Source organism: Brevundimonas sp. ABV4_179 (genome assembly GCF_056311945.1).
On the sequence record NZ_CM149976.1, the window covers coordinates 993,187 to 1,006,875 of the forward strand.

The 13,689-nt window shown below is 66.2% G+C and carries 16 protein-coding genes and 1 tRNA gene; 6 read left to right on the forward strand and 11 right to left on the reverse strand.

Features of this window, described 5'->3' with window-relative positions; genetic code table 11:
• Nucleotides 1-111: 111 nt before the first annotated feature.
• Complete coding sequence (locus tag ACYX4P_RS04865; RefSeq protein WP_248119176.1) at nt 112-2,229, forward strand: S9 family peptidase; 2,118 nt, start codon at nt 112-114, stop codon at nt 2,227-2,229.
• 78 nt (nt 2,230-2,307) lie between these two features.
• Here the strand turns inward: ACYX4P_RS04865 and ACYX4P_RS04870 are convergent, their stop codons facing one another.
• Entirely contained in the window at nt 2,308-2,625 is a 318-nt protein-coding gene (locus tag ACYX4P_RS04870; RefSeq protein ID WP_248119175.1) for a hypothetical protein, read from the reverse strand.
• A gap of 180 nt (nt 2,626-2,805) precedes the next feature.
• Between ACYX4P_RS04870 and ACYX4P_RS04875 the strand changes: the two genes are divergently transcribed.
• Both ACYX4P_RS04875 and ACYX4P_RS04880 read left to right on the forward strand, forming a co-directional pair.
• The gene (locus ACYX4P_RS04875) at nt 2,806-4,851 is read left to right on the forward strand and encodes an AsmA family protein (protein ID WP_248119173.1); all 2,046 of its coding nucleotides are present in this window, start codon (nt 2,806-2,808) and stop codon (nt 4,849-4,851) included.
• 65 nt (nt 4,852-4,916) lie between these two features.
• On the forward strand, nt 4,917-5,768 hold the full coding sequence (locus ACYX4P_RS04880; RefSeq protein ID WP_248119170.1) for an alpha/beta hydrolase: 852 nt from the start codon (nt 4,917-4,919) through the stop codon (nt 5,766-5,768).
• Nucleotides 5,769-5,780: 12 nt separating this feature from the next.
• Here ACYX4P_RS04880 and ACYX4P_RS04885 read toward each other — a convergent pair.
• From ACYX4P_RS04885 to ACYX4P_RS04915, 7 genes are all read right to left on the reverse strand, one after another.
• Nucleotides 5,781-5,865, reverse strand: a tRNA-Leu gene (locus tag ACYX4P_RS04885).
• 55 nt (nt 5,866-5,920) lie between these two features.
• A complete protein-coding gene (locus tag ACYX4P_RS04890; protein WP_248119167.1) occupies nt 5,921-6,679 on the reverse strand; it encodes a hypothetical protein in 759 nt (252 codons plus the stop codon).
• The gene (locus ACYX4P_RS04895) at nt 6,676-7,212 is read right to left on the reverse strand and encodes a CcdC protein domain-containing protein (protein WP_292048730.1); all 537 of its coding nucleotides are present in this window, start codon (nt 7,210-7,212) and stop codon (nt 6,676-6,678) included. Before ACYX4P_RS04895 ends, ACYX4P_RS04890 begins: the two co-directional genes overlap by 4 nt.
• 67 nt (nt 7,213-7,279) lie before the next feature.
• On the reverse strand, nt 7,280-8,299 hold the full coding sequence (locus ACYX4P_RS04900) for a fumarylacetoacetate hydrolase family protein (RefSeq protein WP_248119164.1): 1,020 nt from the start codon (nt 8,297-8,299) through the stop codon (nt 7,280-7,282).
• Nucleotides 8,300-8,344: 45 nt separating this feature from the next.
• Nucleotides 8,345-8,611, reverse strand: a complete 267-nt coding sequence (locus ACYX4P_RS04905) for a hypothetical protein (RefSeq protein WP_248119162.1) — start codon at nt 8,609-8,611, stop codon at nt 8,345-8,347.
• A 3-nt stretch (nt 8,612-8,614) separates the two neighbouring features.
• The gene (locus tag ACYX4P_RS04910; protein ID WP_248119159.1) at nt 8,615-9,691 is read right to left on the reverse strand and encodes an isoaspartyl peptidase/L-asparaginase family protein; all 1,077 of its coding nucleotides are present in this window, start codon (nt 9,689-9,691) and stop codon (nt 8,615-8,617) included.
• A 121-nt stretch (nt 9,692-9,812) separates the two neighbouring features.
• Nucleotides 9,813-10,178: a hypothetical protein gene (locus ACYX4P_RS04915; protein ID WP_248119157.1), complete on the reverse strand. Its 366-nt coding sequence runs from the start codon at nt 10,176-10,178 to the stop codon at nt 9,813-9,815.
• A 59-nt stretch (nt 10,179-10,237) separates the two neighbouring features.
• On the opposite strand from ACYX4P_RS04915, the gene ACYX4P_RS04920 reads away from it, so the two are divergent.
• Nucleotides 10,238-10,651, forward strand: coding sequence for an SCO4402 family protein (locus ACYX4P_RS04920; protein ID WP_248119156.1), 414 nt, complete (start codon nt 10,238-10,240; stop codon nt 10,649-10,651).
• A gap of 33 nt (nt 10,652-10,684) precedes the next feature.
• Here ACYX4P_RS04920 and ACYX4P_RS04925 read toward each other — a convergent pair whose 3' ends face one another.
• From ACYX4P_RS04925 to hppD, 3 genes are all read right to left on the reverse strand, one after another.
• Nucleotides 10,685-10,927: a hypothetical protein gene (locus ACYX4P_RS04925; RefSeq protein ID WP_374322347.1), complete on the reverse strand. Its 243-nt coding sequence runs from the start codon at nt 10,925-10,927 to the stop codon at nt 10,685-10,687.
• An 89-nt stretch (nt 10,928-11,016) separates the two neighbouring features.
• Nucleotides 11,017-11,202: a hypothetical protein gene (locus tag ACYX4P_RS04930; RefSeq protein WP_248121361.1), complete on the reverse strand. Its 186-nt coding sequence runs from the start codon at nt 11,200-11,202 to the stop codon at nt 11,017-11,019.
• Nucleotides 11,203-12,303: a 4-hydroxyphenylpyruvate dioxygenase gene (gene hppD, locus ACYX4P_RS04935; RefSeq protein ID WP_476070205.1), complete on the reverse strand. Its 1,101-nt coding sequence runs from the start codon at nt 12,301-12,303 to the stop codon at nt 11,203-11,205.
• 225 nt (nt 12,304-12,528) lie between these two features.
• Between hppD and ACYX4P_RS04940 the strand changes: the two genes are divergently transcribed.
• Complete coding sequence (locus ACYX4P_RS04940; RefSeq protein ID WP_248121365.1) at nt 12,529-13,104, forward strand: YqaA family protein; 576 nt, start codon at nt 12,529-12,531, stop codon at nt 13,102-13,104.
• 39 nt (nt 13,105-13,143) lie between these two features.
• Nucleotides 13,144-13,689 (forward strand): disulfide bond formation protein B, encoded by a 546-nt coding sequence (locus ACYX4P_RS04945; RefSeq protein ID WP_248121367.1) that lies wholly within the window; start codon nt 13,144-13,146, stop codon nt 13,687-13,689.

The following is a 13,689-nucleotide window of genomic DNA, read 5'->3' on the forward strand; positions in this document are numbered from 1 at the left end:
GTCGCGCTCCTTGGACCAACCATCTTAGCTAAGTTGGCCGTTCGCGACAACTTTCGCCCGGCGAACGGCGGTGCTACGCCATGCCGCAGCGAGATTTCCGAGGAAGAGCCCATGCGCCACCGTTCCCTTCTGTCCGCCGCCTGCGCGGCCGTCGCCCTGATGAGCGCCGTTCCGGGCGTGGCCCTGGCCCAGGTTCCGCCGGCGCCCCAGCCGGCGGTTCCCGCGACGTCGGACGCCTTCACCTATCAGGACATGATCTCGGCCAATCGGCTGGGCGATCCGCAGGTGTCGCCGGACGGCCGCTATGTCGTCTATTCGGTCACGACCACGGATGTGGAGGCCAACCGCCGGGCCGGCAGCCTGTGGATGCTGGACCTGAACATGCCGGACGCCGCGCCGCGCCGCCTGGCCATCTCGGACCAGGGCGCCAACACCGCGCGCTGGAGCGCGGACGGCAATCTGTACTTCCTTTCGGGCAAGTCGGGGACCAGCCAGGTCTGGCGCGTGGCCTCCCCCACTTCGGCGCCGGTTCAGGTGACCAATCTGCCGCTGGACGTGAACGCTTATCGCGTCAGCCCGACCGGTGACAAGGTGGCGGCCTCGCTGGCCGTCTATCCGAACGCCCCCGACCTGAACGCCTCGGTCGAGATGGGCAAGGCCATGGCCGAGCGGAAGACGACCGGCCAGGTCTATGACCGGATGTTCGTGCGTCACTGGGATACGTGGAACGACCACACCCAAAACCACCTGTTCGTCCAGTCCATCGGCCGCGACGGCAAGGCGACGGGAACGCCGGCCTGGATCACCAAGGGCTTCGACGGCGACACGCCCTCCAAGCCGTTCGGCGACGAGAGCGATTTCGTCTTCACGCCGGCGGGCGACGCCGTGGTCTTCTCGGCGCGCCTGGCGGGCCAGACCGAGCCGTGGAGCACCAACTTCGACCTGTGGAAGACCAACGGCCTGACCGGCGACGGCACGTTCACCAACCTGACGGCGGACAACAAGGCCTGGGACGCCGGCCCGGTGTTTTCGCCCGACGGACGCACCCTGGCCTATCGCGCCATGGCGCGGCCGGGCTTCGAGGCCGACCGCTATCAGATCGTGCTGATGGACGTGGCCACGGGCCAGAAGCGCGAGATCGCCTCGAACTGGGATCGGTCGGCCGATACGCTGCAATGGTCGCGCGACGGCCACACCCTGTACACCACCGCCGGCGATGTCGGATCGACCAAGCTGTTCGCGGTGGATACGCGCAACGGGGTGGTGACGCCGATCACAGGCAGCGGCCACGTCTCGGCCTTCCAGCAGACGCCCTCGGGCTTCGTCTTCGCCCAAGACAGCCTGCGTGAGCCGGGCGACCTGTATTTCAAGACCTATCTGGGCCGCGAGATGCCGCGTCGCCTGACGCAGTCGAACCCCGCCTTCGCCGCCAAACAGTTCGGCGAGTATGAGCAGTTCAGCTTCGCCGGCTGGAACAACGAGACGGTCCACGGCTATGTCATCAAGCCGGTCGGCTACGTCGAGGGCCGCAAATATCCGGTCGCCTTCCTGATCCACGGCGGGCCGCAGGGCTCGTTCGGCGACGGCTGGTCCTATCGCTGGAACCCCGAGACCTATGCGGGCGCGGGCTATGCGGTGGTGATGATCGATTTCCACGGCTCGACCGGCTACGGCCAGGCCTTCACCGACGCGATCAGCCAGCACTGGGGCGACCGCCCTCTGGAGGATCTAAAGAAGGGCTGGGCGGCGGCCCAACAGAAATACAGCTTCCTGGACGGGTCGAACGCCTGCGCGCTCGGCGCCTCCTACGGCGGCTATATGATCAACTGGATCGCCGGCAACTGGTCGGACGGGTTCAAATGCCTGGTCAACCACGATGGCGTCTTCGACACCTTCGCCATGGGGTATTCGACGGAAGAGCTGTGGTTCACCGAGTGGGAATATGGCGGCGCGCCGTGGCGCAACCCGGAGGGGTATCAGAAGTTCAACCCGGCCAACCACGTCGACAACTGGAAGACGCCGATGCTGGTGGTTCAGGGCGACCGTGACTTCCGCATCCCGACCGCCCAGGGCCTGTCGACCTTCACCGCCCTGCAGGGCCGCAACATCGACAGCCGTTTGATCGTCTTCCCGAACGAGAACCATTGGGTGCTGAAGCCGGCCAACAGCCTGCAATGGCACAACGAGGTGTTCGGCTGGCTGAACAAATATCTGACGCCGGCGCGCTGATCCGGGCTTCGGATCAGGCACGAGAAAGGGGCGCGGTCAGCCGACCGCGCCCCTCTTTTTTGGTCTCGACGCGAAGCCCTAGAGCGAGGCGCGCTGGACCGCCGGGCCAGCGAGGCGGTTGTACTGATGGGCGGTCATGCAGCGCGGCGTCGCCCAGCGCTGGCCCGTCTGACGCGCGGCCAGGGCTTCTTGCGCGGTGACGAACGACGGCGCCGACCCATAGGTCTGCTGATAGGCGCGGCGCGCCTCGGCGTCGCCGCCGCAGACCATGACGGACTGCAGGGTCTCGGCGCGCAGGGTCTGGCGCGACACCTCGCGCGGCGAATGGGCCAGGGCCGGGGCGGCCGAGGCCATCAGGGCGGCGGCGATCAGGGCGGGCGTAGCGAAACGGATCATCGGAAACCTCCTCCATTTCCCGAATTAAGATCAGGACTCGGACGAAATATGCGCCAAATTCTTCGATTGTAAAGAATATACGACAGATAGGCGTCAAATCGACGACATCCACGGCTTTGTTGACCTTGCGGCGCCAAAGTGATCGTGGCGCGTTTGCATATCCGAGAGGGAGATGCGCGTTTGTCCAACCCACTGAATTGGCGAAGCTTCGGATCGGATTTTCGCCGTCGCGCGGTGGCGCCGACCGTGGCGCAGGCGCGCGTCTGGCGCGACTGGGTGCGCGAAAACGACCCCGTCTATGCGGCGGCCCGTCATCCCGGCGCAGCCGAGAAATGGGCGCTGGGGGTGGTTCTGGTCCTGACGCTGGCGGTGGTGCTGTTCCTGGCCCTCTTCGACTGGAACATGCTGCGTGGACCGATAGGCCGCTGGGCCTCGGCGAAATACGATCGCCAGATCGCCCTGACTGGCGATCTGGACGTCAATCTGTTCAGTTGGACGCCTTCGGCGGTGGTGCGGGGCTTGAAGATCGGCGGGCCGGACTGGGCGCGCCAGCAGGATACAGCCGATGTGGACGAGATCCACGCCTCGGTGCGGCTGCGCAAACTGTTGGCCGGCCAGATCGAGATGCCGCTGCTCAGCTTCACCCGGCCCAGGGTGGTGCTGATCGCCAGTCAGGACGGCCGCAAGAGCTGGGACCTGAACCCCAACAAGCCCGACACCGGCGAGGGAATGAAGCTGCCGGTCATCCAGCAACTGGTCATCACCGACGGTCAGCTGTCCTTCGACGAACAGCGGCGGAAGATGACGTTGCAGGCCGCCGTCAATGCGCGTGAGGCGGCCAACGGAAGCGCCGGCTTCCTGCTGGAGGGACGCGGCACGGTGAACGGATCACCCCTTACGCTGAAGATCGAGGGCGGTCCCTTCATCAACATCCGCCGCAACCGACCCTATCAGTTCGAGGCCAATGTCAGCGGGGCGGGATCGTCTTTGATCGCCAAGGGGGCGATCACCCGCCCGTTCGACCTGGGCCGGTTCGACGCCACCCTGACGATGCAGGGTCGGGACCTGTCGGACCTGTATCTGTTGACCGGCGTGACCCTGCCGAACACCCCGCCCTATCGCCTGTCGGGCGCGCTGAACCGCAACGAGCGGGTCTGGACCTTCAAGGATTTCGACGGCCGGGTCGGGGCGTCGGACCTGTCGGGCCAGGTGCGGGTGGACGCCGCCCAGCGCCTGAGGGTGGACGCCGACCTGCGGTCGCGTCGGTTGGACATCGACGACCTGGCGGCCGTTCTGGGCGCGCGGACCCGTACCAATGCGGCGGGCACCAATACCGAGGCGCCGGTGGTCGTGGGCGGCAAGCTGCTGCCTGACGCCAAGCTGCAGACCGAACGGCTGCGGACCATGGACGGCTCTCTGACCTATCGCGCCGTCGCGGTGAAGGCGAACCAGTTCGATGTGCGCGCGGTCAATCTGGGCGCCGATCTGAAGGACGGCGTCCTGAAGCTGGACCCCATCAGCTTCAACTTCAATCGCGGCGAACTGAACGGCACGGCCCGCATCAATGCGACCAGGGACACGCCCTACAACACGGTGGACCTGCGACTGTCCGGCTATCCGCTGGAATCGATCATTCCGGCGCGCAACGGCTCGGTTCCGTTGAGCGGGCGTGCACTGGGCCGGGCGCGGCTGGAGGGGCCGGGGGCCTCCATCCACGACTTCGCCGCCGCCTCCAAGGGGTCGATGAGCCTGGTGGTGCCGAACGGGCGGATGCGTGCGGCCTTCGCCGAACTGCTGGGCATCAACGCCAGCGCGGGCCTGCTGAAGCTGCTCAGCGGCGATCAGTCCGAGAGTCAGATCCGTTGCGCCGTCGCGGATTTCGGCGTCGCCAATGGCACGGCGACGGCCCGGACCTTCGTCATCGACACCGACGTCGTCCTGGCCCAGGGCAAGGGGTCGATCGACCTGGGGGCCGAGACGCTGAACCTGCGCATCGAAGGCGAATCCAAGAAGCCGCGCCTGCTGCGCCTGTGGGCGCCGATCACCGTCTCCGGGGCCTTGAGCGCGCCCAGGGTCGGGGTCGATGTCGGCAGCGTCGTGGGGCAGGGCGGGCTGGCTGGTCTGCTGGGCGCGGTGGTGGCGCCGGTCACAGCCCTGTTCGCCTTCGTCGATCCCGGCTTGGCGGAAGACGCCGACTGCGGTCGCCTGATCGCCGGGGCGCGCTAGGGCGCCGCGTCGGATGACGACCGAATCGGCGCTTGGAACGTATTGAGGCCTATGGACACTCACGCATGACCCGCCGCGGCCTGTTCGCCCCCGCCCTGGGGTTTGTCGCCGCGGCCTGTTCGCCGCTGAACCTGTTGAACACCCTGGGGCCGCGCGATCCCGGGGTGCGGCGCGTGGCCCGCGACATCGCCTATGGCGACGATCCTCGCCAGCGGCTGGACCTCTACGCGCCCTCCGCGCCGGGCCTGTATCCGACCCTGGTCTTCTTCTATGGCGGAGGCTGGGATTCAGGGTCGCGCGACCAGTATGGCTGGGCCGCCCAGGCCCTTGCGGCCAAGGGGTTCGTGGTGGCCCTGCCGGATTATCGGGTCGTGCCTCAGGTGGTCTTCCCGGCCTTCATCGAGGATGCGGGCGCCGCCACGGTCAAGGCGGCCCAGGTCGCGGGCGCCTATGGCGGCGAGCCTGAGCGTCTCGGCGTGCTGGGCCATTCCGCCGGGGCGCATCTGGCCCTGATGATCGCCCTGGATCGCCGCTATATGGCCGCCGTCGGCCAACCTGGCCTGATCAAGGCGGCGGCGGGTCTGGCCGGACCCTACGACTTCCTGCCGTTCGACGTGGCGGCGTCGAAGAACGCCTTCGGCCGCGCGCCGGACCCCACCCTGACCCAGCCGGTGACCTTCGTGCGCGCCGACGCCCCGCCGATCTGGCTGGGCCACGGCACGGCCGACACGGTGGTGCATGACGAGGACACGATCATCCTGGACGAACGGATGCGGGCCGTGGGCGGACGCTCGGAGGCCAAACTCTATCCCGGCCTGGACCACGCCGACCTGATCGCGACCTTTTCGCCCCTGTTCCGCAAGAAGGCGACGGTGCTGGCGGATGTGACGGAGTTCTTCCATCGGCAGCTGGGCTGAACCGACGAAGAGTGGTGCGGGCGGCCGGGGTCGAACCGGCACTCCTTTCGGAACTGGATTTTGAGTCCAGCGCGTCTACCAATTCCACCACGCCCGCAGCGGAAGGACCGCCTCATGCCACAGAGGGGCGAGGCGGGTCTAGTGCCAGTGATCTATCTTGGGCTGTCTTGCACGCGATATGTCATCACCGTCGCAAAGGAGCTGCCGGCCTGGATCGGCTCTCCGTTGATCTGGCGCACCTTTCCTGTTCGAACCATCTGGATGGCGTGGCGGGCGAAGCCTGAGCGCGCTGGCCTTTCCTCAAGAACCGCGCAGTCCTGCGGACGACCTTCACCATCCACCGAACACTGCACCAGAACCTCCGCATAGTCGGTTGATGGTAGAGTCGAGGGGATAGTGATCCGAGGCGTGCGTTCCCAGATTATGTGGGTTTCGCTGGGATCGTAGGCGGCGTCCGCAGGATTTTCGAACGGCACGTCGCAGCTCGCCATAATGGCATCCAGAGCCGTGTGATCGGAAGGAAGGGCGAGTTGGTAGCGTCGAGCCGGCGTTTCCCCCTGTGCGGGAATGCGGATTGTGAAGCTGTCCGTCGCGCGAAGACGTCGCGCATATACGGATGGAGCCAGCGAAACCACGACTGAACCACTGCTGTTCGGCGCAATGTTCCAGTTGGAGGATACAAGGGTGTTATCGCGCAGGCTAACATCCAGCTTTCGGTATTCGGCATTTCCTTCCACGGGAGGAAGCCCGGCGATCGCCACGACGAAACTGGAGTCTCTGCAAGCAGCGGACAGGGTGATTCCTACATCGTATTCTGCGGATGCCGCTTTGAGGGCGCCGCGTTGCACGGTTGTCCAGGCCAAGTCCGGCGAAGCTGTTTGAAGCAGCCCTAGAAACGCGCCCATGATCACGCCGCGACCTCCACATGCTCGTCCAGGCGGCCGGCCTGGACGCGGCGGGCGCGGATGTACATTTCGACGCGCTGCAGGACGATCAGGCCCATGGCGAAGACCAGGAAGGCGTCGGTGACGGCCAGGGCGTTCAGATGCCACTGGGCGGCGTGGCTTTCGATCAGGTCGCGTAGCAGAGACCGGCCGGCGAACAGCACGACCAGCAGGATCAGGCCCAACGGCGACGCCTGGGCCATCAGGTCGCCGTTCGGTTCGCGCGCGATGGTGACGGTCTTGCCGCGATACCAGCCGACGATCCCGCCCAGCACGCCGCCGACGGCCAGCACCGCCCAGGCGTCGGGGCCGAAGGGGGCGTGCGCGACATCAGGGTTCTGGGCCGAGCCCCAGATGCCCAGCCCGATCAGGGGTACGACGACGGCCGGCATGATCCACAGCAACTGGGGTTTCAGCACGCGCTTGCGCCGGTTCTTCAGCAGGACGAGCACCAGCATGATCGGAATGATCGCCAGCGGGATCAGTTTTTCAGGCGTCACGTCGCGTCTCTCCCCAAAGACCTTTTGCGGCCTCTCCCCCGAGGCCGGCGCGATCACCCTAGCGCCGTCAGCCGACGCTGGGAAGCGGGGCCACGGTCTGTTCGATGGCGCCGAACAGGGTGTGGTGGCGGTCGTCCAGCATCTCGATCCGCACCGTGTCGCCGTGCTTGAGGAAGGGGGTCTCGGCGGCGCCGCGCAGGATGGTCTCGACCGTGCGGACCTCGGCGATGCAGCTGTAACCCAGACCGCCTTCGGACACCGGCTTGCCGGGGCCGCCGTCGGCGTCCTTGTTGGACACGGTGCCCGACCCGATGATCGTCCCGGCGCCCAGCGACCGGGTCTTGGCCAGGTGGGCGATCAGGGTTCCGAAGTCGAAGGTCATGTCCACCCCCGCGTCGGCGCGACCGAAGTCCTGGCCGTTCAGCTGAACCGACAGGGTTCCGTGCAGCTTGCCGTCCTTCCACCGGTCGCCCAGGGCGTCGGGCGTGACCAGCACGGGCGACAGGGCGCTGGCGGGCTTGGACTGGACGAAGCCGAAGCCCTTGGCCAGCTCGGCCGGGATCAGGTTGCGCAGCGACACGTCGTTGACCAGGCCGACCAGGCGGATGGCGGCCAGGGCCTGTTCGCGCGTCGATCCTTGCGGCACGTCGCCGACGACCACGACGATCTCGGCCTCCAGGTCGCAGCCCCAGGCTTCGTCGGCCAGGGGGATGGGATCGCGGGGGCTGAGGAAGCCGTCCGAGCCGCCCTGATACATCAGCGGGTCGGTCCAGAAGCTGTCGGGCATCTCCGCGCCGCGCGCCTTACGCACCAGCTCCACATGGTTCACATAGGCCGAGCCGTCGGCCCACTGATAGGCGCGGGGCAGGGGCGAGGCGGCGTCGCGCTCGTGGAAGCGGCCGCGCGGCACGCCCTCATGCTCCAGGCTCTCGGCCAGGGCCTGAAGGCGGGGGCCGCAGTTCTCCCAATCGTCAAGCGCCGCTTGAAGGGTGGGGGCGATCAGGAAGGCGTCGGTGAACCAGTTCAGGTCCTGGGAGACGACCACGAGGCGGCCGTCGCGGCCGTGCTTGAGCGAGGCGAGTTTCATGACGTCAGGCCTAGACCGGATTTGCGGGATTGGGAACCGGGCCGATCAATCGGCGGCCGTCAGCAGGGCGCGGGCCTCGGCTCCGGTGCGGGCGGCGCGGTCGCGCACCTCGACCTCGACGATGACGCCTCCCTTGGGCTCGACCGCCCAGAGGTAGCGCCGCTCGATCTCGACCGTGCGGCCGGAGGGGGCGAAACCCTCGTAGCTGTCGCCCCAAGGCGTGATCTTCCTGACCTCGACGAAGGGCATGGCGCAGGCGGCGTCCAGCTCCTCCTGAGCCATCACGGTCAGTTCGGCGTCGGCTGCGGGCATGGGTCAGTTCTCATCCGCATAGATGGCGACATGGGCGGGTGTGCTCGAAGAGGCGGCGCCTCGGTACATGCCGGAGGTGTTCATGGCGAAGGCGGGCGTGCCGTCCTTGCCCATGACGATGACCCCGCCGTCGCCGCCGATGGCGCCGACTTCGTTGATCTCGGCCTGGGCTGCGGTCTGGACCGATGCGCCCCCGGCGGTGCGATGGCAGATGTCGCGGGCCACGGTCGCCCGGATGAAATACTCGCCTGACCCAGTTGCGGACACCGCACAGCCGTCGGCGTTGGAGGCGTAGGTGCCTGCGCCGATCACCGGCACGTCGCCGACCCGGCCCCATTGTTTGGCGGTCATGCCGCCGGTCGATGTTCCCGCCGCCAGCCGTCCCTGGCTGTCCAGCGCCACGGCGCCGACCGTGCCGAACTTGCGTTCGTCCAGCGGGGCTTCATTGAGCGAGGCCAGCGGAACCGGCGCGCCGAGCGTCGTCGGCTCGGGCGGCGCGCCTTGCGGGCGCGCGGGCAGGGGCAGGCCCTTGTCGCGCAGGGCCTTGAGCAGGGCCTGCCAGCGGCTTTCGGTGAAGAAGAAGCCCGGTTCCACCTGCTCCAGGCCGACCGAAGCAGCGAAGTTCTCAGCGCCTTCGCCGATCAGCATGACGTGGGGCGATTTCTCCATCACCGCCCGCGCCGCAGCGATCGGGTGGCGCGTGTGTGTCAGACCCGCAACTGCGCCTGCGGTCAGGTCTGCACCGTTCATCACTGCGGCGTCCAACTCGTTTTTGCCCGCAGCGGTGAAGACCGCGCCGCGCCCGGCATTGAACAGCGGGTTGTCCTCCAGGGACTGGATGGCGGCTTGAACGGCGTCGAGCGATGATCCGCCTTGCGCCAGAACCGCTGAGCCGGCGTCCAGCGCAGCCTGCAGCCCCGCGCGATAGGCGGCGTCCTGCTCGGGCGTCAGACTGGCCCGCTCGATCACGCCCGCCCCGCCGTGGATCGCCAGGGACCAGCGCGGCGCGTCGTCCTGAGCCTGAGCCGAGGAAAAACACAGTGCAAAGAGTGCAATCAGTCCCGAACAGACGATACGCATTGTGAACCTCCTCCGCGCCGCAAAAATGGAGTGCAATCCCTACACTTTCCTGAGGAACGCCGGTTCGTCGCAGTGTAACGCGACCGCTTTGAGACTGGTAGGCTAGGTCGCAAATCTACCCTTAGAGGACTTTCGCAGTCTCAGCTGCCGGGTCGGCATAGCCGGGCCAGACCTTCACGGAACCAACAAACAGTAAGAATGCTGGCACGGCGATTAGAGCCGCGAACATCAATCCAGCGACTGCTGCCACAGCAAAACCTGCTGCCATTGAAAGCAATCCTGCGCCGCCCGCCCATAGCGTCGGTCTCGCCCGTATGGAGAGGGGGAAAATGAAGGTTGCGGCTAGGGCAAAGACGACAAATGGAAACGACGACAGACTTAGAAGCCTGACGGCCCAGAAGCCCTCGCTAGCCTCCCCGATGCTCATGGCAAACAGGCTCAGACCCAGCAACGACAGAACCCAGCTTGCAAGCAGGCGAAGGGCCAATGTCCGTCTCATACCCATGCCTAGCCATACCGGAGCCAACGTCGGATAACCACCCCTTGATGACGTTGCAGCTTATTGCCTCGCCCCTTAGCCTCATGCCCATGGATATCTACTCTCCCAGTTGGGCACATCTGAGCCATCCGTTTATTCGAACGCAGCTTATCTCAAGTCTGCAGGAACTCGCTACGCCTGACACTCGACCGCTTTGGGCTGCCCAAAGACGCGAGAGGCTGGTTGTAGGCGCAAGTCAGGTTGTCCACTTCCTGTTCGACGACAACGATTTCGGTGAAGCGTCGGTTGGCGCGATGTTGCTTAGCACCGACGAGGTGGCTTTTATCGACGCCTTGAAACGAGAACTCGACTCGGTGATCGATGGCCTTCCGCCGGACGGACCGGACGACGATTACGTCACACATCCCCGCTGGCCCTACGTAACTGCTGCTTCGCTGACCGCTCGCAAGGCAATCATCTGATCAAGCGATTTTCGCTGTCCACCTATTGCAGACTTACACTTCTTCCCAAAACGACCATACGCCATTGGATATCTCTGTAGCCGCGAAACGCGCTTGCACCGGCCAACCTACGCCGCCGATCTCGTATATTTGGAATTTCAGTTGCGCGTCCGCCGGAGCCGCCTCGGGAAGCCAAACCTCACTCGCTAGCTTGCGCCATTCATGCTTCCAGACCGGCAGGCCGCCGACGTTGCCGTGATCATGTTCTGGTCCAACGTGTGTGCGCTGCCATGCCATCGGTCGAGCTTGTCTGAAAGCGTGACCGCAATCCACCCATATCAGACCCCGATCCGGCCCGCTTCCATAAGAGACCGATCTCTCGCCCCTCACCCCCGGTGGTGCAGCCGTTTCCACACCTGATAGCCCACGATGGGCGCGAAGCCGCAGATCAGGGCGGTGAACAGCACCACCCAGAACCCGCCGCCCAGCCAGTATTCGCCCGCCAGGGCCCCGGCGCCGGCCGCAAGGACCGGGCCGAGCCAGGGCAGCCATGTCGGCGGCCGCATCTTCATTCAGGCGTCGACCTTGATGACGCCGCGACGGATCTGGTCCAGCTCGATGGAATCGAACAGGGCCTGGAAGTTGCCGTTGCCGAAGCCTTCGTTGCCCTTGCGCTGGATGATCTCGAAGAAGATCGGGCCGAAGGCGTCCTGGGTGAAGATCTGCAGCAGCAGACCCTCTTCGTCCGAACCGTCGATCAGGATGCGGTTCTTGCGCATCCGCTCCACGTCCTCGCCGTGCCCCGGCAGGCGTTTGTCGATCAGTTCGAAATAGGTCTCGATGGTGTCCTGGAAGTCCACGCCGCGCTCGCGCATGGCCTCGACCGTCTCGAAGATGTTCTCGGTGGTCAGGGCGATGTGCTGGATGCCCTCGCCGTTGTAGCGACGGATGAACTCCTCGATCTGGGAATTCTCGTCCTGGCTTTCGTTCAGCGGGATGCGGATGGCGCGGTCGGGCGCGATCATGGCCTGGGAGAACAGGCCCGTGGCCTTGCCCTTGATGTCGAAATACTTCTGCTCCTCGAAGTTGAACACCGAGCCGTAGAAGCCCGACCAGGTCCGCATCTGGCCGCGACGGACGTTGTGGGTCAGGTGGTCCAGCACCTCCAGGCCGACGCTGTTCTTGCGCTCGGCCTCCTCCCAGCCCTCGATCTCGTCCCAGGCGTCGTAAAGCGAACCTTCGTCGCCATATTGGTCGATGACATAGAGCAGGCTGCCGCCGATGCCTTCCAGGATATAGGGATAGTCGTCGCCCAGCGCCCCGCCGTTGACGCTTTGCGCGGGCTTGGCCCCGCGTTCGACCGCGCCCTCATAGGCGGCCTTGGCGTCGGTGGTGCGGAAGGCCATGCCGTTGGCCGAGGGGCCGTGGTCGCGGGCGAAGTCGGCGGCGTGGGCGGCCGGCGAACGGTGCACCAGGAAGCTGATGTCGCCCTGTTTCAGCCTGACGACGTCGGTCCTGGGGTTCACATGGGTCTGGGTGAAGCCCATCGTCTCCAGGCGCGCGATCATCGCCTTGGGCTCGGGCCCGGTGAATTCGACGAATTCGAAACCGTCGACGCCGAGGGGGTTCTCCAGATCCAGCTTCTCGACTTCGGCCTTGGTCATGTCGTTCATGGCGCGTCTCCCGCACAGATTTTGAGGCGGTCTTACCCGGAAGGGGCCGCCGATTGGGGCGGAACCTAGTCATGGAAGTCCACGGAGCCAAGACGAAGCCACGGGGACGTGATGACCGGCCCGGGCGCCAGCGACGGTTTGCGTCAGGTGCGGGCGGATGACGCGACGGCGCGCGGCGTGTTATCCGCATCGTCAAAGGGCGTCGGTTCGACGCCGAGGATTCCCATGCTTCGCAAACTGTATGACCGCGTGTTCGAACTGGCCCGCAGCCGGCACGCGACCAAGGCTCTGGCTGTGGTCTCCTTCGCCGAGAGTTCGTTCTTTCCGATCCCGCCCGACGTGATGCTGGCGCCGATGATCCTGGCGCGGCCGCAGAAGGCGTATTTCTATGCTGCGGTCTGCACCGTCGCCTCGGTGCTGGGCGGCGTGCTGGGCTACGCCATCGGCTATTTCCTGACCGATCTGGGCCTGGCCATCATGCGGGTGTTGGGCCATTCGGACGGGCTTGAGCAGTTTCGTCAGTGGTTCGATCAGTGGGGGCTGTGGGTCATTCTGGTCAAGGGACTGACGCCCATTCCCTACAAGCTGGTGACGATAGCATCGGGCCTGGCGGCGTTCAGTTTCCCGATCTTCATCGCGGCGTCCGTGGCGACACGGGGCGGGCGGTTCTTCCTGGAGGCGTGGATCCTGAAACGCTGGGGTCCGGCCATGCTGGCCCAGGTGGAGAAGCGGCTGGCGCTGTGGACCGGGGTGGGCCTGGTCGCCCTGGTCGGGCTGATCGTCGTGCTGAAGGTTCTGTAAGTCGACGGATGCGGGCGGGCGCGGTAAGAGCGAAGCACGATGACAGACGCCTATCGCCTTCTGACCCGTTGGTGGACCGCCTTCGCCCTGGCCGCGTCGCTGGCCATGCTGGGCGCCGCCCATGCGTTCGAGCGGTTCGGCGGGCTGGCGCCGTGCAATCTGTGCCTGAAGCAGCGCGAGGTCTATTGGGCCGCCGTCGTGGTGGGGGCGGTGGCCACGGCCTGGACCCTGTTCAGCGGCGGACGACGCGGCACGCCGCGCATCGCCGCCTTCCTGCTGGCCGCCGTCTTCGCCACGGGGGCGATCACGGCCGTCTTCCACATGGGCGGCGAGTATAGATGGTGGGCCCTGCCGGCGACCTGTTCGCCCGGCGGCGGCGCCATCGACATGGACAGTCTGGCGGCGCTGGCGCTGGGCACGGGACCGGTCGTCAAGGTGATCGGCTGCGGCGATGTGGCCTGGAGCTGGCTGGGCCTGTCGATGGCCGGGTGGAATGCGATCATCAGCGCCGCATTGGCCGTGTTCAGCCTGCTGGCCGCCAAACGGCCCAAGGACGCCCGCGCGCCCCGGATCGAAAAGGCCTGA